This is a genomic window from Pedobacter sp. B4419 (genome assembly GCF_059693725.1).
The window spans coordinates 1,705,012-1,722,519 of sequence record NZ_JCASSL010000001.1 but is presented as its reverse complement, the minus strand read 5'-3'; the positions used below and the strand labels follow the sequence as shown (position 1 = coordinate 1,722,519).

Below are 17,508 nucleotides of genomic sequence, written 5' to 3'. Positions count from 1 at the left end.
TTATCAGGAGTAGGTCAGCATAAAACTAAAAGCCATTAGGATTAAATTTCTAGTGGCTTTTTTGTTGGATGTCCATGGTGCTCTTGTTGGTGTTCTTCACCAACAAGCTTGTTTCTTAGCCCATATTTACATTTTTCGCAGCACAATAGCTCTATCTTTTTGTCGCTACAGTAAATTTAAATTCCCCCCCTTTGGAGGGGTGCCCAAAGGGCGGGGTGGTTAATGCAATCAAATTGGTCGAATAACTGCTGCCCCATAAACCTGATGGAAGCGAGCACGAAGTAAAGTGTACAGCAGGGCTGTATTTGCCTAAGAACTGCAGGCTCTGCTTTTCTAAAACTGAACCTCAATTTTATGCAAAGAAATGATGATCTTATATTGCTTGCGCCCAACGAGATATGTTAAATACAGACCAATGAGGAAAACTTTTCGCTAGCCAGTTCTAATATTTTTTAGATATTTAAGCTCCGAAAACTGAATATTGAAAGATGAAGATTGTAATTGCCGAAAAGCCTTCCGTTGGTCGTGAGTTAGCAAAAGTGTTTGGTGCAACCACCAGAAAAGACGGCTATATTGAAGGCAAGGGCTATTCTTTTACATGGGCATTCGGACACCTGTTGCAGTTGGCACCGCCACAGGACTATGGTTTTATCGGTTGGCGCAAACAGCACCTGCCCATGTTGCCGGCCAAGTTTAAATTGGCCATTCGCAAAATCAAAACCAAAGACGGTTTTGTGGAAGATCCCGGGGTAAGGAAACAATTGGATATCATTAAAAAGCTGTTCGACGAAGCTACAGAGATCATCGTGGCAACGGATGCCGGGCGCGAAGGAGAACTGATCTTTCGCTACATCTACTACTTCCTCAAATGCAAGAAGCCTTTTAAGCGTTTATGGATTTCTTCGCAAACCGATGAAGCCATCAAAGACGGTTTCAGGAATTTAAAACCAGGCACGGAGTACGATACCTTGTTCAACTCGGCGCATTGCCGCTCGGAATCAGATTGGCTGGTGGGCATGAATGCTACGCAGGCCTTGAGTATTTCGGCCGGAAACAAAAGTGTGCTTTCTTTGGGCAGGGTACAAACGCCAACTTTGGCCATGGTTTGTGCCCGTTATTTGGAAAACAAAAATTTTGTGCCTCAAACCTATTTCCAGATCGGCATCCAATTGGATAAAGACGGACAGCTTTTTAAGGCCATATCGATAGCCAATTATAAAGCCCAGGAAGAAGCCCAAGAAATATTCGATAAGGTGGAGGATGTGGAATCGGGTATTGCGCAGGGCGGTAACATTACTTCGGTAGAAGCCAAACCCAGGAAAGAACCGCCACCGCTTTTGCACGATTTGAGCAGCTTGCAACAAGAAGCCAATAAGAAGAACGGCTTTACGGCAGACCAAACCCTAAACCTCTTGCAGAACTTGTACGAGAGCAAACTGGTTTCTTATCCGCGTACGGGCAGCCGTTACATTGGTGATGATGTATTTGCCACTATCCCAAGTCTGATTACCAACCTTACGGTACACCCAGAATTTGCAAAAGCAGCGGTGTTTTTGCAAACAGCTACTCTAAATAAGCGCAGCGTTAATGCCAAAAAAGTAACGGATCACCATGCCATATTGCCAACAGGCATCCAGCCTCAACATTTAAGCAAAGACCATCAGGCCATATACGATTTGGTGGTAGGGCGCATGCTGGAAGCTTTTCATCAGGAATGCGTAAAGGAGGTGACCAAAATCACCATCGAATCGGGCACTACCTTTCAGGCCAATGGTACAGTTATCCGCTCTGCGGGCTGGCGTTCGGTTTTTAACGAGGTAGAAGACGATAAAAAAGACGAAGACAATCCGGCTTTGCCAAAGGTGAAAAAAGGAGAGTTGCTGCCGATTGTGAACAAAGCCCTGCTTGAGAAACAAACCAAGCCTAAGCCTTTGTACAATGAGGCGTCCTTGTTAAAGGCGCTGGAAACATCGGGCAAGGAAATTGAAGACGAAGAGCTGCGTTATGCCATGAAAGACAGTGGTTTGGGTACGCCGGCAACCCGTGCGGCAATTATCGAAACCCTGCTGACCAGGGAATACATTATTCGCGAGAAGCGAAACCTGGTACCCACCAACAAAGGATTGGCCGTTTATGAAATTGTTAAAGACAAAAAGATAGCACAGGCAGAACTGACGGGGCAATGGGAAAAGCGACTCGAGGAAATCAGGGCGGGAGCTTCGGTTACAGAATTCAAGTCTGAGATAGCAGAATACACTAAAAACATTACGCAAGAACTTTTGGTGGCTGGCGCCAGCCTTTCAGAGAAATTGGTAGAAACACCGGCAACGGTTTAGTTACGGTTCTGATTTGGGCTAATTCACAGAGTTTGCTACCTTGCTTTTCAAATGAACCGCAAATATTTTCTATCGTCCATTATTCCTGCATCCCTGCTTTTGCATTCGCTAAAAAGCGGCGCAACTGTATTCCCTGCTGAAGAATCTCCAAAAAGGTTAAAAATCCCACCATACTTAAAGCCGGGAGATACCATTGGCATTACTTGTCCGGCAGGTTACATTACGCAGGCAGAAATTGAACCATCTGTTATACAAATGAAGAGCTGGGGTTTTAATGTACAAATTGGCAAAACGGTAGGTGCACGCGATTTTACTTTTGGGGGCACAGACCAGGAGCGGTTAGACGACCTCCAGCAAATGCTAAACGATCCGCAAATCAAGGCTATCATGTGCGCACGTGGCGGTTATGGTGCAGTGCGGATTATAGATCAGCTTGATTTCAGTGCTTATCGCTCTTCGCCCAAATGGCTGATCGGATTTAGCGACATCACCATTTTGCATTGCCACATCAACAGCAATTACAGGGTGGCGACTATCCATTCGAAAATGTGCAATAGTTTTCCATCAGATTGGGCAAAGGCCGAACCTATTCAGGTAGATACCATCAACTCGATAGCGCAGGCACTTAAAGGCGAAAAGATGAAATATACCTCGCCCTATAACAATAACAATAGGATGGGAAGCGCACAAGGCGAATTGGTTGGTGGCAACCTGCGTTGCATTGAAAACCTAGCAGGTAGCGATTCTGAAATCGAAACCGATGGAAAAATACTATTTGTAGAAGATACAGGCGAATATTTATACAGTATAGACCGCATGTTCTTTAACCTGAAACGGAGTGGCAAATTGGCCAAATTGAGGGGGCTGATTATCGGAGGCTTTAAAGTAAAACCTGATGATGAAGGGGAGGGCTTTGGCAAAACACTAACTGATATCGTGCTCGAAAAGGTAAAGGGCTATGATTACCCGGTAAGCTTTGATTTCCCGGTAGGACACCAGCGGGCTAATTTTGCCCTCAAATGCGGCGTACAGCACTGGCTTGATGTAAGGGCTAGTGGAACAAGATTGGAAGAGGTTTAATTAAATAAAATAAAGTTTAAATAACCACATAGAAACATAGGGCAGATAGCATTTAAAGAATGTTTGATCGTTCTTTGCAAACTAGTCAGGTAATAGGTCAAAGAGTTCGTTTACATAAGTTTTTTGTCCTTCTTTAAAAAGATTAATACAATTAAAATTAATTATTATGCCTTTTGGAACATCGAGTAGTTTCATGTAGGTAAGTAGCTGCGCAGTGAAAATTGGGGTTATAACATCAACGGCTTTCAATTCGATTACTATTTTGTTTTCTACCAATAAATCACACCTTAAAAAAGCTTCCAATTCTATGTTTTTATAATAGACAGGAACTACTGGCTGAGCCAAATAATAAATATTTCTTAAGTTAAATTCATATTCTAGACAATGTTGATAAACACTTTCTAATAATCCTGGCCCCAGTTCTTTATGTACTGCTATGGCTGCGCCTATAATTTCATAGGTCAAATCATTCAAATCCTTCTTTGTCATCTCTAATCGAATACTCTTGTAAAAGGGATGACTACAATAAATTTACCTAAATAAATTAAATCTCTATGTGCCTATGTGGTTTATTTTATTCTGAAGCTATTGCATGAAAATATGATTTGTTTTTACAAAATATTAAGCTGAGATACAATAAACCGGGGTTTCCTGCAGCCTAGAAGCTACTACGATTTCGGTTCCGTTAGCATGTTGCTGGAATAGTTCCTGCACCAATTGAGGGCAATTGTTGTCTTGGCTCAAATGCGAAAGAAACAAATGGCTCATGTAGGCTGGTCGGTGATTGAGGAAAAGATCGAGGGCCTTTTTGTTAGACAAGTGTCCGTAGCCACTTCTGATGCGATTTTTCAAAAAATAAGGATACCTGCCTTTATCCAGCAATTCATCATCATAGTTCGCCTCTAAAAAGGCAGCATGGCATTGCTTAAAATGATGGATCACATGTTCGCAATGATCCCCAATATCGGTAAACACCCCAACCGTTATCCCTTGGCAAGCCACTATAAAGCTATGTGGTTCTGCAGCATCATGTTTTTTGGGAAAAGCCGTAACTTCTAAACTTCCAAATGAAATAGGTGCATAGGTACCAAAAGGCCTGATTAATTCTAAAGGCAATTGCTGTCTCCCACCAATTAGGGTTCGTTGGGTGATGTAAACCGGCAACTGGTACTTCTTGGCTAAAACGGGCAGTCCACGGATATGATCGCTATGCTCATGCGAAATAAATATGGCCTTAACCTTATCCATGCTCAAGGCTAGGCGTTGCATCCTTGTTTCGGTTTCCTTGCAGCTTAAGCCAGCATCAACCAGTATAGCTTCGCTATCATTGCCAATATAAAAGCAGTTACCGTTGCTACCCGTATTTAAGGAACTAATAAACAAAGCCATTTTACAAAAATACAGGAAATATTGAGTTTAGATCTGCAATTTTATAAACATTCCCACTTTCAAAACAACTGGCGCCGAATGCTGTTTTTAGTTAAACCGAATTCAAATGGAAGAGAAACACAACAATGCCACGCCGCAGAGGCCAGCTGGTGCACGCATGCTCGATGCAGGTATTATTCCCATTAATCTCCCAAAATATATAGCACTCGTCAAAACAGAAGAGGCCTATCAAAAAAACAGGAAGAATGCCATTACCGTATTCAAGTCTGATCAGGTTACCATTACTTTAATCGCTTTGCAAGAAGGAGAACTGATTAGGCCGGGCAGCGAAGAGGGCGAAGCAATCATGAGCTTGCAGCTTATTGATGGAAATTTAGCCTTCGAAAGTCTGGGTACTGATGTGGAGCTCAACACCGGCGAACTGCTCACTTTGCACCAACAATTATCGTTCAAGGCAAAGGCTTTGACCGACTGTATATGCCTCTTAACCATGATTAAATAGGCATTTAGACACTTTTTTAATTTTTTTTTAATTTTTGTCGAATAAGCTAACCGATTGCCACTCAGTAGTTTTGTAAATAAAAGTGCCCTCTAGCTACTCTGAACGCCATATTTTTAAATTGAAGGATGCTTGTTTCTTTGGTTTAAATGATATATTTGAAATCAAATTAAAAATATTACAATGGAAAAATTCTCAAAAGTAAAAGAAGTAATTGCTGCTATCGAAGCAGACGCAGAAAAATTTTATAACGCAGGTAATGCAGCAGCTGGTACAAGAGTACGTAAAGCTATGCAAGACCTAAAAGTATTGGCTCAAGAGATCCGTACTGAAGTAACTGAGAAAAAAAACGCGAAATAAGCCTCAGTGCTCTAATCTTATAAAGACCTTGCTTTGGCAAGGTCTTTTTTTTGACATCACCTTAAATTAAAGTTAAATAGATTTGCTTATTTCAACAATTTTGTATTTTAGTTGTAACCAATACACACTACAATGATTTCCGTAGAAGTAAGCTATACTGTAAAACCAGATTTCGTAGCGCAAAACAAACGAAATATTAGTTTGTTCTTGGCCGATTTTAGACAATTGATCCACCTCAATTTTCTTTATCAGGTTTATCTCAAGGAGGATGGGGTTACTTTTATGCATCTTTCCATGTATGAGAATGAGGAAGTGCAGCAACAGATCCTACAGGTACCCTCATTTTTGCAATTCCAGAAAGAACGCGACGAAAGCAGCCTCGATCAAACTCCCCAATTCAATACGCTTTCGCTAATCGGATCGTCCTTAAGGCTGATTTGATCAAACAAACCTGACAATTTTGAGTTAGACTAATGCTCAGTTTTTAGTGTAGTCCGACTTAATTATACCGAAATAAGCTTTAAAAATACTAGGTTTCGAAGGCGGGCCAGCCCTAAATTTGTGGCAGTTAATCATTATAAAATAGAAAAAATGAAAGCAATCATATTAACCCAGCCAGGAGGTGTAGAAAACCTGCAATTGACTGATATCGAAAAGCCTGCACCCGCAAAAGGCGAGGTACTGATCAAAGTAAAAGCCATTAGTATTAATCCGGTTGATTGGAAAACACGCAAGGGTACCGGCGTTTATGGCCGTTTAAAAGAACAAAACCCATTAATTATTGGTTGGGATGTAAGTGGCGTGGTTGAAAGTGTTGGCGATGACATTGTGGAGTTTAAAGCTGGTGATGAAGTATTCGGCATGGTCAATTTTCCAGGTCATGGCAAGGCTTATGCCGAATATGTAGCTGCTCCGGCTACGCATATCGCCCTAAAACCAGCTAACATTAGTCACGAAGAGGCTGCCGCGGCAACATTGGCTGCCTTAACCGCCTGGCAGGTATTGGTTACCTATGCCAATGTACAGCCTGGCCAAAAAGTATTGGTACATGCGGCTGCAGGTGGTGTTGGTCATTATGGCGTACAAATAGCCAAACACCTCGGCGCTTATGTTATTGGTACATCTTCGGCTGCCAAAAAAGAAATCGTAATGGATCTGGGTGCCGATGAACATATCGATTATACCTCACAACGATTTGAAGAGGTGGTTAAAGATGCCGATTTGGTGTTTGATACCATTGGTGGAGAAAACTTTGTACGTTCATTGGATGCGGTTAAAAAGAACGGTTGGGTAATTTCTATCCCATCAGGAATGTCTGGCGATGTAGAATCGCAGGCCAAGGCCAAAGGTGTAAATGCCAGGGCCATGTTGGTAGAAAGCAATGCCAAAGATATGCGCGAATTGGCAGCACTGCTCAGCAATGGAAAGCTGAAATCCCTGATCGATTCTGTTTATCCTTTTGAACAAATGGGTGAAGCACATACCGAACTGGAAAAGGGCAAGGCAACCGGCAAAATTATCGTCACGATATAACTATAATGGGGAGATGTAAGAGGTGAAATGGAAGATGGGAAGGTTATGATATCCTCCAATATTTTATTTGACAAAAGAATTTGATAATACTTAAATAAAAAGGGCTTTAGTTTAAACTAAAGCCCTTTTGTATGTCTGCTAATTAGGATCAATTCCTGGGTAATGGTAAGTATAGCCATCATAATAGTGGAAGGCATCATTATAGTAATAGCTCATGTTATAGATCACGGTAAAGCCATAATAATCGTAAGACCACATGCCAGAAATACCTGTTCCGTTACCGGCAGCGGCTATTTGCACATCATCCTGTAAAAACATATTTACTGTCCATACCTCAGTAATGGTGCCGAGGCCTAAATCTCCATAAACATGGTACTCTTGTGCGCCAACCTTATAATAGCCTACGCTTATCCGCGAATAGTTCTTTTTGGATTTAACGCTGGTTGATTTTTCTTGGAGCCTTTCTGGCGTAAAAGAAGCGCATAAAATCAGCATGCACAAGCTTAAACTCATGAGAAATAATTTTTTCATTGTCTTAGATTTAAGTTAATTAATTAAACGGTTACTATCTAAGATAAAAAATTTAGGGCATAAAGAATTTTATTCGCTTTATTCAATTGCGATAGCAACTTTTTACATATCTGCTTTGCTTGTCTAAAAGCATTGGCAAAGCTATATGTAGATTATCTGAAAGAATTAGAAATTTGACTGCAAAGTATAAAACACTTGAAAATTCACCTATATTTAATTGCAATGACAGTGATAAGACCTATATATCCAGATTTTCTTTACCAATTGGGTTTTAAAGAGCAAGCGCTTATCGAACTCTTTAACGATTTACGGCAGTTTATACTCGATTGCTATCCAGCTGGAAACGAATTGTTGTACCATACGCATGCTTTAACGGCTGTTTTTTCGATCTCTGATAAATTGGGAGATGCCTATTGTATGATCCCAATCTATACCAATCACCTTAATTTGGGCTTTAACAAGGGAACTCTGATCAACGATCCAGATCAGCTGTTAGAAGGAACAGGCAATTTGATCAGACATATTCCGGTGCGGAAACCAAGCGATTACCGAAATGAACAAGTTGAGCTATTGGTTAAATCAGCTATTGATTTTGCCTTAAAAGACCTAGAAAAACCCAGCAAGGCAACCGGCCAAACCATCTCCAAAATAAAGACCAAATAGAATTAATAGCGTTTTCTATATGCTGCTGGCGAACAGCCTGCATAACGCCTAAAATACTTTCCAAATAGGGAAGCGTCGGCAAAATTTAAAGATTCTGCAATGGTAGCCACGCTTAACGAGGTTTGCTTCAACCTCACTTTTGCCTCTAAGATCAGGATATCCTGTATCCACTCGCGCGCAGTTTTGCCTGTAGCCTCCTTTATGGTTTCGCTCAGGTGTTTAGCTGTTACATTCAACAAATCTGCGTAGCCATTTACGGTACGCAGCTGCAGGTGTTTTTCGATGAGCAGTTTTTTAAACTCGCTTACCATTTTAATCTGCGAATTGGTGTTCATCAAATCGGGCGGAGCATATTTGTCGTACAAATCGGCCACATGGTTGAGCATAATGTTGATATAACTTCTTAGCAGCTCATCCTTGCGCTGGCTTGTTGTATGAATTGTCTTTTTAAGGGTTTGCAAAAGCTCAAGGATCAACTCTTCATCTGATTTATCGAGCATGATGACTTGAGTTGCATTGCCCTGAAGGAAATTAAAAGCCTCAAGTGGATTGATCCGATCACCATGAGAAAAGAGAGCTTCGGTAAAAAACAGCGTTTCTTCGGCATAGTCGGCAGATTGATCTTTCCATGAACGGATGGTGCTTGGGCCCATCACTATTAAAGAACCTGGCAAAAGGGTATAGGTTTCTAAATCAGCCATTAGCTTCGCACTTCCTTTAGTACAAACCGCGATTCCAAAATAAGAGGCACGATGAGGGAAAATGCTCAGTTGCATTGGCGAAGCAAAGGAAGCTACAAAATAATCTATTGTGTTTGCTTGATCTTCAAGTATGGGTTTTACTATCTCTAGCAGACTTAGCGCCGGAATGGATGCTTTCATTGCTATAAAACTTATAAAAAAGGCTATTTATTGCATTTAAATATATTTAATTTATTAATAATTCCGTGATTTCGACCATAATTGCCGAGGTATCACTCTTTTATGGCTTTAAAGATTTAACGAATTTTGTGGCAAAGATTGGGGACAACAAATGATGGCAAAGCAAGAAATCAAATGTCCACATTGTGGGCAATGGACAATATGGAATGGGGCAATGGAAGACCGTTGCTACCAATGCAATGGCTTATTGGAAGAAGAAAAAATCAATAAAATAAAAGCGGCTGAAAAGAAGAAGCAGGTGGCTGAAGAATTGGAGCGTGCTGGCTTGGCCAGGCAAAATCCATTTTTCAGGAAGATTTTTAACTATGCTTCTACACTTTTTATCGGTTTTATCCTGGTGATTATTGCAGTGATTGTACTCATGGCGGGTTAACAGCATGAAAATAAGAACTGCTATCTGGTTTTGGCCCTTTTTGATAACGTATTTATTCCTCTATAGCTCGAATAAATTAGGATATCGGTTTTCCGATCCAATTCAGTTTTACTTGAGCGATTTGTTGGCAGTTCCAATTGTGGCTACGCTGGGCTTATGGCTGATGAAGTTTGTAAGTCAACAAAAAGACTATGTTTTGCTGAAATGGCATATTGCTTATGTGGTTATCATATTTTCTATTGTATTTGAACTTTTGTTGCCCTTGTTAATGAAAAGGTATACAGGAGATGTTTTAGACATACTGATGTACCTGCTGGGCGGTCTGTTTTTTTGGAAGCTAATGAACAAATGAAAAAGCCTCAGTTTTCGCTGAGGCTTGATAGAAGAATATCGTGTGGTTTCAAAATCAACCGTTGTAAAAGAAGGTCTGGAGCTCTCTCGCAAATACATTAGGCACTTCTAGGGCTGCGAAATGTCCGCCTTCTTCCATTTTCTTAAAGCTGGTTACGTTTACAAAACGTTCGGCCCATTCTTTAGGAAACTGTGCTTCTCTTGGAAATAGGGCTATGCCCGCTGGCACATCGCTTTTTTGCAATGGGGCTGCACCGCTCCACTGTGCCATCGCATCTGCTTTGTACATCCTCGCCGAGGTAGCTATGGTTCCGCTTAGCCAATAGATCATGATGTTAGTGAGCAATTCATCCCTTCCGCCAAAAGCACTTTCTAAAATTTCGGCTGGCGCTCCCGCGTTAATGAAACTCAGTATCCATGCGGCAAGGCCTGTAGGCGAATCGTTTAAACCATAAGCTAGCGATTGTGGCTTGGTGGCCTGTATCATGGCATAGGCACCTTCGCTGTACCACCACTGTTGTACAAATTGTCCAAATTGCTGTTCTGCTTCTGTCATGGTGTTGGGATCTTCTTGGCCCATCGGGTAACCAATATCTGTAAAATGTACACCCGCAACTACACCTGGATATTTAGAGGCAAGCGCTTTGGTAACGCTCATGCCAATATCGCCACCGGCTGCATAAAACTTGTCATAACCTAAATTATCGGTCATTAATATTTTCCATAAATCAGCCACGCCTTCACTGCTAATCGCCGTTTTTTCAGAAAACCCAAATCCTGGAAGAGATGGAATAACCAGGTCGAAACTTTCATCGCCTTCGGTTAACAGGGGGATGATTTTATGAAAGCGGTAATAGCTATCGGGCCAGCCATGGGTAAGCAACAATGGTTTAGGGTTTTTGCCTTTGCCCTTAATGTATTGAAAATGGATTTTTACGCCGTTTACATCAGCTATATATTGTGGGTATTTGTTAAGCTCGGCTTCCTGTTTGCGCCAATCGTACTTGTCGGTCCAGTAAGCAACCAATTCCTTGAGATAGGTTTCGCTGGTGCCAAAGTGCCAGCCCGAACCTTCGGCTTCTCCTGGCCAACGGGTGTTTTTCAAACGGTTTTTGAGGTCATCCAGCTGTTGCTGAGGAATTGATAAATTAAATGCTGTTGCGTTTTTCATTGCTTTGTTTTTTAGTTTTGCGATTGACTAATTGATAAAACAAATATAGGCGTGCAGGAGGCTTTTGAATTAGGCAGGATGTCGGGAAAAATGGTAAAAAATTCCGTTGAGCTTATATTTTTCGATATTCGGTAGGCGTTAGGTTGGTTGCCTTTTTAAACGATTTTGTAAAATGCGACGCATCTTCAAAGCCCAGCCAGTAACAGATCTCTTGGATGCTGAGCGTGGTTTGCTTCAACAAGCTTTTGGCTTCCATCATTACATATTCATCTATAAAGGCTTTCGCCGATTTGCCCAACTCGGTCTGCAAGATCTCGCTGAGGTATTTTGGAGTAATATTTAGCTGAGCGGCATAATAAGCTACTTCTTTATGCCCGGGGAAATGTTCTGCCACCAGCTTTCTGAATGCATAAGCTATTTTTTCCTTATTGGAGGCATTGGTGTTTTTTGATTTTCCAGTTGGAGAGGAATGGAAAGAATCCGCAAGCATCAATAGCGAATGTACAATGCCGGGAATGGCATCTTTTTCAGTTTTGAGTTCCTTAAGCAAATCAAACAGCGAGGTCATTTTTTTGAGCTGTTCATCCGTTAGCTTCATCACATGATTGCCTCCATGGAAGAAAAACGAAAGCGATTGCAGAAAAGAATTGCTCTGCATATCCTTAAATAGCTCTTCTGTAAAATAAACCGTGTCGTGTGCTGCAGTATAGTTACCCATCCACTGGCAAACCATCCCTGGCCCAATAGTGGTGAGGCAGCCGGCACCTACTTGATAATCTGTACTGCCGATCTTGAAAGTATCGCCTTCTCCAGAATAGGTAATGCCCAAACCATAGGCAAATGTCCTGAAGGGAAAATTGACATGGGCATTTTTATAGGTCTGGCTGTTCGCCAAAAAATAAGGAAAGTTGAAGCTATGGGCATTTTGATGCTTTAAGAAGTCATAAAGGTTAAAAGAGTTGAGGTTGGATTTTTTCAATATGCTCATAAACCGATGCTGTATTTTTTGTCTTTTCTGCTTATCGCAAAATACATTTTAATGTTTAGAATTTACTGGAATTAGTAGTGGCAAAATTCAAGTTTGGCGCCTTGTGGCTGAGTGCTATTCGTAGGTATGCTCAGTTATGCTGATGAGGATCTGGGGTCCTTCCCGCCATTTTGTCCAGCCATTATAGTTTTTTACGCTATCAAAGCTCGACTCCCTGCCGGTACCCATTTTGAGCTTTATCCATTCGCCCTTTACCGCTGCTACTCCAAATGGCAAAAAATCATTGCTTTTGTTTTCAAAGATTATCTTCCCCTCAGGCGTATCGTAAATGGTTATGTTTTCTTTGGTGATAAATTCTACCCTTTTTAAATAGCGCTCCCAAGTTTCGTAGATATACCAGCGTGGATTATAGTTTGAACCGGGACAATTGCTGCAACTATTGTCGTAAAGTTGCTTTTCAGCACTATAGTAAGCGCTTTTGCTGTCTCTTTTAACGACATAGGTTTCCTGGGTTTCTTCATTGGTAATGATCCTAAAGAACAAAACAGTGGTATCAACAACCCGGAACTTTAATTCAGCGGGGAACCTTACCAAGCCCATATTGATGTGTTCTTCGCCCTCTTTATAGCTATCTCCCTTGTTTAAAAGGTAGGGCGTCAGCCTTAATTTGGTTACAAACTTTGTATGGCCTGATTTTGTCGTTTCAAATTTTAAGATGTCATAAGGTTCCTTGTCTGTTTCGTTTTTATACAAGGGAATTGGATACTGTGTATTTACGGTAAGCAGGCCTATACCGATGGTTTTTGGAATAGCTTTTTTTCTTCCTTGACAATTACAGAGGCAAAGGAAAACGGGCGCTAATATCGCAATGTATCTATAACTCTTCTTGAGCAGGTTTTTTGCTTGTCTCTGCATTTTACTTTTCATAATAGATGCAAGTATTTTGATTCTGGAGGTTTAGCAAATGTATTTTGTTGTCTGCAAAAAGGCGGTACTCTCTTTTTATGATCTTTGCCATCGGGATGTTTGCCCTAAAAACAGTGTCGTTTCTAAGCGTGGTGCCATTTGCCTGATCAAAACTCAGCACATCTGTTAAACCGCAAGGCGAGCCACATTTCCAAAACTTGCTTTCAATATGCGAGTTGGAGAGGGTACAGCCTTGCAGTAAGATTGTTCCCAATAATAACTTGATCCAGTGGTTTTTCATGGCAAATAATGGTCAGCAATTGATTTAATCTCGTTTAAAATAAAGTATTGTAGCTCCTGATTTAAAGGTTTTTGTCCTTAAAAGTTTAATAGTCGTCCTGTCGTCTATTTTTTCAAATAATGGCAAGCCCTTTCCAGCTATAACCGGATGGATACAGAGTTGGTATTCGTCAATTAAATTAAGGTTCAACAGGCTTAAAATTAAGCTTCTGCTTCCAATTAAAATGTCCCTGCCTGTTTGTTGCTTCAGTTCTAAAACCACATCCTCCAAAGGCTGATCTGATAATTTTGCGCTGTCCCATCCTGTATTTTTCAGCGTATGCGAAAAAACGATTTTCGGAATTCTGTCTATAGCCATAGCAAAGCTGTCCATTGATTCTTCGCCCGAAGAATTGGTCACAAAATCTTGCCAGTATTGCATCAGTCCGTAGGTGATGCGCCCATAAAGAATCGCATCTGCATCATTTAACAGGTCCTTATAATGGTCATGTATTTCTTCATCTGGCGATAATCCGGTATGATCGCAAAAGCCGTCGAGTGTCATGTTAATTGCAGCAACTATCTTTCTCATGTATCGTTTTTTAATTGGTATTCGGTTGGAATATTGTATTAAAGCCAGGGTTCATAGGTATAGTGAAGTTAACTGACAAGTGTTAGATTTCCAATAAATTTCCTCGTTTTGCTTGTCAGGCGATGTTCATCGACCTTAAAATAAGGATAAGATCAAACTATAATCTATTTAAGGCAGAAAAATATTTCAGAACAAATTCGAGAGGAGAATTGTCTTTTTAAAGGAGAAATTTAAATGGTATGTCAAGGCAAATCTATAACAGGACCCTCAAAATTGATGGAATTGATCTTTTTTACAGAGAAGCTGGAGATGAAAAGAACCCATCTCTGCTGCTTTTACATGGATTTCCGACCTCATCGATAGCTTTCAAGAATTTGATGATTGCAATGTCTGATCAGTATCACCTCATTGCTCCAGATTATCCGGGTTTTGGTTTTAGTCAATTTCCCGTGCCCGATAACTTTAATTATACGTTTGGAAACATCGCTGCTTTGATCAACAAATTCACCGAAGCCATCAATTTAGATCAGTTCTTTATTTATCTACATGATTATGGTGCACCGATTGGGCTTCAGTTATGCATCAATCATCCTGAAAAAATTTCTGGTCTCATTGTTCAGAGTGGAAACGCACATCGCGAGGGGATGGGGTCGGAATGGGATGAGTATATCGAATACTGGTACAATCCTACAAGCGAAAAAAAGAAAAAGCTGATTAAGTTCTTAAGCGCCGAGGGCATCAAAAATCAATACTTTGGTGGACTTCCAGAAGAAATATTGTTAAGGGTGAGTCCAGAATTGTGGATGCTTGATTGGGAATTTTTGAAAAGGCCAGGCAATATCGAAAAGCAGTTTGAATTAAATTGTGACTTCAAAACACACCTGGAAATGTTTCCTGTTTACCAGCAGTATTTTCGTGATCACCAGCCACCAGCCCTTGTGATATGGGGAAAATATGAAATCTTTTTTTCAGTGAAAGAAGTTGCTTGTTACCAACGCGACTTGCCCGATGCCCAAATCCATATTCTGGATGGGGGACACGATGTGCTGGACACTCATTTTGATGAGGTATTGACTTTGATAAGGAATTTTGTAGGTAAATAAAAAGCGCGTCTAAATGCGTTTTTCAATTTTAGGCCAAATCCCTGAAAAGGATGTAGAATGAGCAATAAAGAATCTACGATTTAAGTATAATAGAAAGAAATGAAGATAGCAAGCTATAACATCAATGGCATAAACGGCCGTTTACCGGTACTGCTGAAATGGCTCAAAGAAGCTAAGCCTGATGTAGTATGTTTGCAGGAGCTGAAGGCTCCCGAAGACCGCTTTCCTGAAGCTGCGCTAAAGAACGCCGGCTACAATGCTATTTGGCATGGTCAAAAAGCCTGGAACGGTGTTGCCATCCTTTCAAAAGATGAAATTAAAGAAGTTAGGCGAGGGCTACCCGGCGATCCGGAAGACCTGCACAGTCGGTATATCGAAGCGATTACCTTTCAAAAAGTAATCGGTTGTATTTACCTTCCCAATGGAAATCCTTACCCAGGACCGAAATTCGAGTACAAAATAAAGTGGTTTAAAAGACTGGCCGCACACGCGAAAAAGCTAATGGCGATGGAACTACCCATACTCCTGATCGGTGACTATAACGTAATGCCAACCGAACTGGATGTTTATAAACCGGAAAAGTATCTGGAAAATGCCTTGTTCCGCAAAGAAATACGGACGGCTTACCAAAACCTTTTAAAACAGGGGTGGACCGATGCAATAAGGACGCTATATCCCAATGAAACCGTTTACACCTTTTGGGATTACCTGCGAAAGGCCTATGAGCGCAATGCCGGGCTAAGGCTTGACCATTTCCTGCTCAGCCCTATGGTGGCAGAAACACTGCAAAAAGGCGACGTAGACAAACACGTAAGAGGCTGGGAAAAGTCAAGCGATCATGCGCCGGTATGGATTGAGATTGTTTAGCTTTAGCTCTTCATCAGATATCCAGCCGAGTCAGCAGATGTAGATCGGATTGTTTGAAACGCCTGTAACTTTTTGCTTCTGAAAAAATACTGAAAATCAGTCATATAAACAGAAAAAGCGCACTATTGTGCGCTTTTTGAATTATTCTGTGATCCCGCTGGGATTCGAACCCAGGACCACTACATTAAAAGTGTAATGCTCTACCAGCTGAGCTACGGAATCATTCCTTTTGTTTAAGGAGGGGCAAATATAGAAATTAAAATAAAACCTTCCAACTATTTCTGTTAAAAATATGAAAGACATTGATTATTAATTAAATAAACTGCGGATGATCGGTACTTGTCTTTTAAGAAGCGGTAAACGTAACAACCAATGTGCTAAAAGAAACTATCAAAATCTACCCGTAAATAGTCAACAAAATGACGAACGGTTTGCTTTTTTATCAAATATGCTGTTCTTTAGGTCGTAATTTTTAAAAAATCAAAAACTCCCTAAAACCTATAAAAATGAACTTTAAACACAATTATCCAATCCACCTTTTAAAAAGCTTTGTGGCAATTTTGCTAGGGCTTAGCATTGTTTCTTGCCAATCAAAAAACAAAGACGGTGAAACAGCCGATTTGACTAAACAAACTGCAGATACCGCCCAAGCAGTAAAGGCTAGCGGAGCAAAAACCTTTGACATCAATGCCATTCCGATCTCCGACAAGCCACTTGGTGCATTTCCTTACTTTACTTTGCCAACGGGTTACAAGAACTTCTCTGAACATGCCGTAGTAGATTTCGATCGGGCTTATTATTGGGTTGGCGATCATTTTGAAAAACCAGAAGGAAAGATTTTCTACAATAGAATTAAGGCCAACGAAGGCAAATCGTATAGCGATCTAGAGCTTTCCAAAAACCTGGAAGAATTGATAAGCAGCGTAGGCGGCGTAAAAGTTTTTGAAGGCAAAGTACCTGCAGATTCTGTGAAGGCTATTCCGGATAATAACCAATTAAAATACATGGATGGTTATGGTTTTATATCGAATGCCCCAGGTACGGTCTATCTTATTCGCAGAGCAGATAAAAACATTTGGGTCCAGTTAACGCCAACCGACGATGGAGCTTCTGCCTGCTGGATGATTTTAGAGACCAAACCCTTAAAAATCACTGCTGCTCTGATCAAGGCAGATGAAATTAAAAAAGAATTAGATGCCAATGGCCATATTGCCTTGTACATTAATTTTGATACGGATAAATCGGTTATTCAATCTGCATCGTTGCCTATTATCGACGAATTGAACAAGTTGCTGAGCCAAAATGCCAGTTTAAAGGTTAAAATAGAAGGCCATACCGACAATGCAGGTACTGCCGACCACAACTTAAAGCTTTCGAACGAAAGGGCTTTGGCGGTAAAAGACGCATTAGTTAAAGCGGGTATCAAGGCAGATCGCTTGCAGGCCAATGGTCTTGGCCAAACCAAACCTATTGCCGATAACGGTACCGAAGAAGGAAAAGCCAAAAACAGAAGAGTAGAAATCGTAAAGATTTAAAAGAAAAGCCC

21 protein-coding genes and 1 tRNA gene are annotated in these 17,508 nt (G+C 40.9%); 12 read left to right on the top strand and 10 right to left on the bottom strand.

Annotated features, from left to right (window positions below; all coding sequences use genetic code 11):
• Nucleotides 1-488: 488 nt before the first annotated feature.
• Together AC570H_RS07085 and AC570H_RS07080 are read left to right on the top strand one after the other, a co-directional pair.
• Entirely contained in the window at nt 489-2,336 is a 1,848-nt protein-coding gene (locus AC570H_RS07085) for a DNA topoisomerase 3 (RefSeq protein WP_497353137.1), read from the top strand.
• Nucleotides 2,337-2,387: 51 nt separating this feature from the next.
• Nucleotides 2,388-3,416 carry a S66 peptidase family protein gene (locus AC570H_RS07080; protein ID WP_497353136.1) on the top strand — a complete coding sequence of 343 codons (1,029 nt, stop codon included), beginning with the start codon at nt 2,388-2,390 and terminating at the stop codon, nt 3,414-3,416.
• 81 nt (nt 3,417-3,497) lie between these two features.
• Here AC570H_RS07080 and AC570H_RS07075 read toward each other — a convergent pair whose 3' ends face one another.
• Both AC570H_RS07075 and AC570H_RS07070 read right to left on the bottom strand, forming a co-directional pair.
• Nucleotides 3,498-3,905 (bottom strand): GxxExxY protein, encoded by a 408-nt coding sequence (locus tag AC570H_RS07075; RefSeq protein WP_497353134.1) that lies wholly within the window; start codon nt 3,903-3,905, stop codon nt 3,498-3,500.
• Between the two features lie 132 nt (nt 3,906-4,037).
• Entirely contained in the window at nt 4,038-4,805 is a 768-nt protein-coding gene (locus tag AC570H_RS07070; RefSeq protein ID WP_497353132.1) for an MBL fold metallo-hydrolase, read from the bottom strand.
• Nucleotides 4,806-4,911: 106 nt separating this feature from the next.
• Here AC570H_RS07070 and AC570H_RS07065 point away from each other — a divergent pair, with 106 nt between their 5' ends.
• The 4 genes from AC570H_RS07065 to AC570H_RS07050 all read left to right on the top strand — a co-directional run bounded on the left by AC570H_RS07065 (nt 4,912) and on the right by AC570H_RS07050 (nt 7,197).
• The gene (locus AC570H_RS07065) at nt 4,912-5,307 is read left to right on the top strand and encodes a cupin domain-containing protein (protein ID WP_497353130.1); all 396 of its coding nucleotides are present in this window, start codon (nt 4,912-4,914) and stop codon (nt 5,305-5,307) included.
• Nucleotides 5,308-5,487: 180 nt separating this feature from the next.
• Complete coding sequence (locus AC570H_RS07060; RefSeq protein ID WP_497353128.1) at nt 5,488-5,664, top strand: BF3379 family histone-like protein; 177 nt, start codon at nt 5,488-5,490, stop codon at nt 5,662-5,664.
• Between the two features lie 132 nt (nt 5,665-5,796).
• The gene (locus tag AC570H_RS07055; protein ID WP_497353126.1) at nt 5,797-6,105 is read left to right on the top strand and encodes a hypothetical protein; all 309 of its coding nucleotides are present in this window, start codon (nt 5,797-5,799) and stop codon (nt 6,103-6,105) included.
• A 150-nt stretch (nt 6,106-6,255) separates the two neighbouring features.
• Nucleotides 6,256-7,197, top strand: coding sequence for an NADP-dependent oxidoreductase (locus AC570H_RS07050; RefSeq protein ID WP_497353124.1), 942 nt, complete (start codon nt 6,256-6,258; stop codon nt 7,195-7,197).
• A 138-nt stretch (nt 7,198-7,335) separates the two neighbouring features.
• On the opposite strand, the gene AC570H_RS07045 is transcribed toward AC570H_RS07050, so the two are convergent.
• On the bottom strand, nt 7,336-7,728 hold the full coding sequence (locus AC570H_RS07045; protein ID WP_497353122.1) for a hypothetical protein: 393 nt from the start codon (nt 7,726-7,728) through the stop codon (nt 7,336-7,338).
• A 222-nt stretch (nt 7,729-7,950) separates the two neighbouring features.
• Between AC570H_RS07045 and AC570H_RS07040 the strand changes: the two genes are divergently transcribed.
• A complete protein-coding gene (locus AC570H_RS07040; RefSeq protein WP_497353120.1) occupies nt 7,951-8,391 on the top strand; it encodes a hypothetical protein in 441 nt (146 codons plus the stop codon).
• 2 nt (nt 8,392-8,393) lie between these two features.
• Here AC570H_RS07040 and AC570H_RS07035 read toward each other — a convergent pair whose 3' ends face one another.
• Nucleotides 8,394-9,272, bottom strand: coding sequence for an AraC family transcriptional regulator (locus AC570H_RS07035; RefSeq protein WP_497353118.1), 879 nt, complete (start codon nt 9,270-9,272; stop codon nt 8,394-8,396).
• Nucleotides 9,273-9,423: 151 nt separating this feature from the next.
• Here AC570H_RS07035 and AC570H_RS07030 point away from each other — a divergent pair, with 151 nt between their 5' ends.
• Nucleotides 9,424-9,705, top strand: a complete 282-nt coding sequence (locus AC570H_RS07030; protein WP_497353116.1) for a hypothetical protein — start codon at nt 9,424-9,426, stop codon at nt 9,703-9,705.
• A gap of 112 nt (nt 9,706-9,817) precedes the next feature.
• Entirely contained in the window at nt 9,818-10,057 is a 240-nt protein-coding gene (locus AC570H_RS07025) for a hypothetical protein (protein ID WP_497353114.1), read from the top strand.
• Between the two features lie 54 nt (nt 10,058-10,111).
• Here AC570H_RS07025 and AC570H_RS07020 read toward each other — a convergent pair whose 3' ends face one another.
• The 5 genes from AC570H_RS07020 to AC570H_RS07000 form a co-directional block, all read right to left on the bottom strand.
• Complete coding sequence (locus tag AC570H_RS07020; RefSeq protein WP_497353112.1) at nt 10,112-11,227, bottom strand: epoxide hydrolase family protein; 1,116 nt, start codon at nt 11,225-11,227, stop codon at nt 10,112-10,114.
• Between the two features lie 112 nt (nt 11,228-11,339).
• Complete coding sequence (locus tag AC570H_RS07015) at nt 11,340-12,215, bottom strand: helix-turn-helix domain-containing protein (RefSeq protein ID WP_497353110.1); 876 nt, start codon at nt 12,213-12,215, stop codon at nt 11,340-11,342.
• Nucleotides 12,216-12,329: 114 nt separating this feature from the next.
• Nucleotides 12,330-13,130 carry a hypothetical protein gene (locus tag AC570H_RS07010; RefSeq protein ID WP_497353108.1) on the bottom strand — a complete coding sequence of 267 codons (801 nt, stop codon included), beginning with the start codon at nt 13,128-13,130 and terminating at the stop codon, nt 12,330-12,332.
• A gap of 1 nt (nt 13,131) precedes the next feature.
• Nucleotides 13,132-13,422, bottom strand: coding sequence for a hypothetical protein (locus tag AC570H_RS07005; protein WP_497353106.1), 291 nt, complete (start codon nt 13,420-13,422; stop codon nt 13,132-13,134).
• A 24-nt stretch (nt 13,423-13,446) separates the two neighbouring features.
• Nucleotides 13,447-13,992, bottom strand: coding sequence for a dihydrofolate reductase family protein (locus tag AC570H_RS07000; RefSeq protein ID WP_497353104.1), 546 nt, complete (start codon nt 13,990-13,992; stop codon nt 13,447-13,449).
• 239 nt (nt 13,993-14,231) lie between these two features.
• Here AC570H_RS07000 and AC570H_RS06995 point away from each other — a divergent pair, with 239 nt between their 5' ends.
• The gene (locus AC570H_RS06995) at nt 14,232-15,095 is read left to right on the top strand and encodes an alpha/beta fold hydrolase (protein WP_497353102.1); all 864 of its coding nucleotides are present in this window, start codon (nt 14,232-14,234) and stop codon (nt 15,093-15,095) included.
• 99 nt (nt 15,096-15,194) lie between these two features.
• Nucleotides 15,195-15,962 (top strand): exodeoxyribonuclease III, encoded by a 768-nt coding sequence (xth, locus tag AC570H_RS06990; RefSeq protein WP_497353100.1) that lies wholly within the window; start codon nt 15,195-15,197, stop codon nt 15,960-15,962.
• 149 nt (nt 15,963-16,111) lie between these two features.
• On the opposite strand, the gene AC570H_RS06985 is transcribed toward xth, so the two are convergent.
• Nucleotides 16,112-16,184 (bottom strand) — tRNA-Lys (locus AC570H_RS06985).
• 284 nt (nt 16,185-16,468) lie between these two features.
• Here AC570H_RS06985 and AC570H_RS06980 point away from each other — a divergent pair.
• On the top strand, nt 16,469-17,497 hold the full coding sequence (locus tag AC570H_RS06980; RefSeq protein WP_497353098.1) for an OmpA family protein: 1,029 nt from the start codon (nt 16,469-16,471) through the stop codon (nt 17,495-17,497).
• Nucleotides 17,498-17,508: the final 11 nt, after the last annotated feature.

What these genes read in the sequence shown, in the direction of transcription:
- AC570H_RS07035 (WP_497353118.1), bottom strand. Translation starts at nt 9,272, where the DNA reads ATGAAAGCATCCATTCCGGCGCTAAGTCTGCTAGAGATAGTAAAACCC.
- AC570H_RS07070 (WP_497353132.1), bottom strand. Translation starts at nt 4,805, where the DNA reads ATGGCTTTGTTTATTAGTTCCTTAAATACGGGTAGCAACGGTAACTGC.
- AC570H_RS06980 (WP_497353098.1), top strand. Translation starts at nt 16,469, where the DNA reads ATGAACTTTAAACACAATTATCCAATCCACCTTTTAAAAAGCTTTGTG.
- AC570H_RS07085 (WP_497353137.1), top strand. Translation starts at nt 489, where the DNA reads ATGAAGATTGTAATTGCCGAAAAGCCTTCCGTTGGTCGTGAGTTAGCA.
- AC570H_RS07075 (WP_497353134.1), bottom strand. Translation starts at nt 3,905, where the DNA reads ATGACAAAGAAGGATTTGAATGATTTGACCTATGAAATTATAGGCGCA.
- AC570H_RS07060 (WP_497353128.1), top strand. Translation starts at nt 5,488, where the DNA reads ATGGAAAAATTCTCAAAAGTAAAAGAAGTAATTGCTGCTATCGAAGCA.
- AC570H_RS07000 (WP_497353104.1), bottom strand. Translation starts at nt 13,992, where the DNA reads ATGAGAAAGATAGTTGCTGCAATTAACATGACACTCGACGGCTTTTGC.
- AC570H_RS07015 (WP_497353110.1), bottom strand. Translation starts at nt 12,215, where the DNA reads ATGAGCATATTGAAAAAATCCAACCTCAACTCTTTTAACCTTTATGAC.
- AC570H_RS07030 (WP_497353116.1), top strand. Translation starts at nt 9,424, where the DNA reads ATGATGGCAAAGCAAGAAATCAAATGTCCACATTGTGGGCAATGGACA.
- AC570H_RS07065 (WP_497353130.1), top strand. Translation starts at nt 4,912, where the DNA reads ATGGAAGAGAAACACAACAATGCCACGCCGCAGAGGCCAGCTGGTGCA.
- AC570H_RS07045 (WP_497353122.1), bottom strand. Translation starts at nt 7,728, where the DNA reads ATGAAAAAATTATTTCTCATGAGTTTAAGCTTGTGCATGCTGATTTTA.
- AC570H_RS07005 (WP_497353106.1), bottom strand. Translation starts at nt 13,422, where the DNA reads ATGAAAAACCACTGGATCAAGTTATTATTGGGAACAATCTTACTGCAA.
- AC570H_RS07080 (WP_497353136.1), top strand. Translation starts at nt 2,388, where the DNA reads ATGAACCGCAAATATTTTCTATCGTCCATTATTCCTGCATCCCTGCTT.
- AC570H_RS07055 (WP_497353126.1), top strand. Translation starts at nt 5,797, where the DNA reads ATGATTTCCGTAGAAGTAAGCTATACTGTAAAACCAGATTTCGTAGCG.
- xth (WP_497353100.1), top strand. Translation starts at nt 15,195, where the DNA reads ATGAAGATAGCAAGCTATAACATCAATGGCATAAACGGCCGTTTACCG.
- AC570H_RS07010 (WP_497353108.1), bottom strand. Translation starts at nt 13,130, where the DNA reads ATGCAGAGACAAGCAAAAAACCTGCTCAAGAAGAGTTATAGATACATT.
- AC570H_RS07050 (WP_497353124.1), top strand. Translation starts at nt 6,256, where the DNA reads ATGAAAGCAATCATATTAACCCAGCCAGGAGGTGTAGAAAACCTGCAA.
- AC570H_RS06995 (WP_497353102.1), top strand. Translation starts at nt 14,232, where the DNA reads ATGTCAAGGCAAATCTATAACAGGACCCTCAAAATTGATGGAATTGAT.
- AC570H_RS07040 (WP_497353120.1), top strand. Translation starts at nt 7,951, where the DNA reads ATGACAGTGATAAGACCTATATATCCAGATTTTCTTTACCAATTGGGT.
- AC570H_RS07020 (WP_497353112.1), bottom strand. Translation starts at nt 11,227, where the DNA reads ATGAAAAACGCAACAGCATTTAATTTATCAATTCCTCAGCAACAGCTG.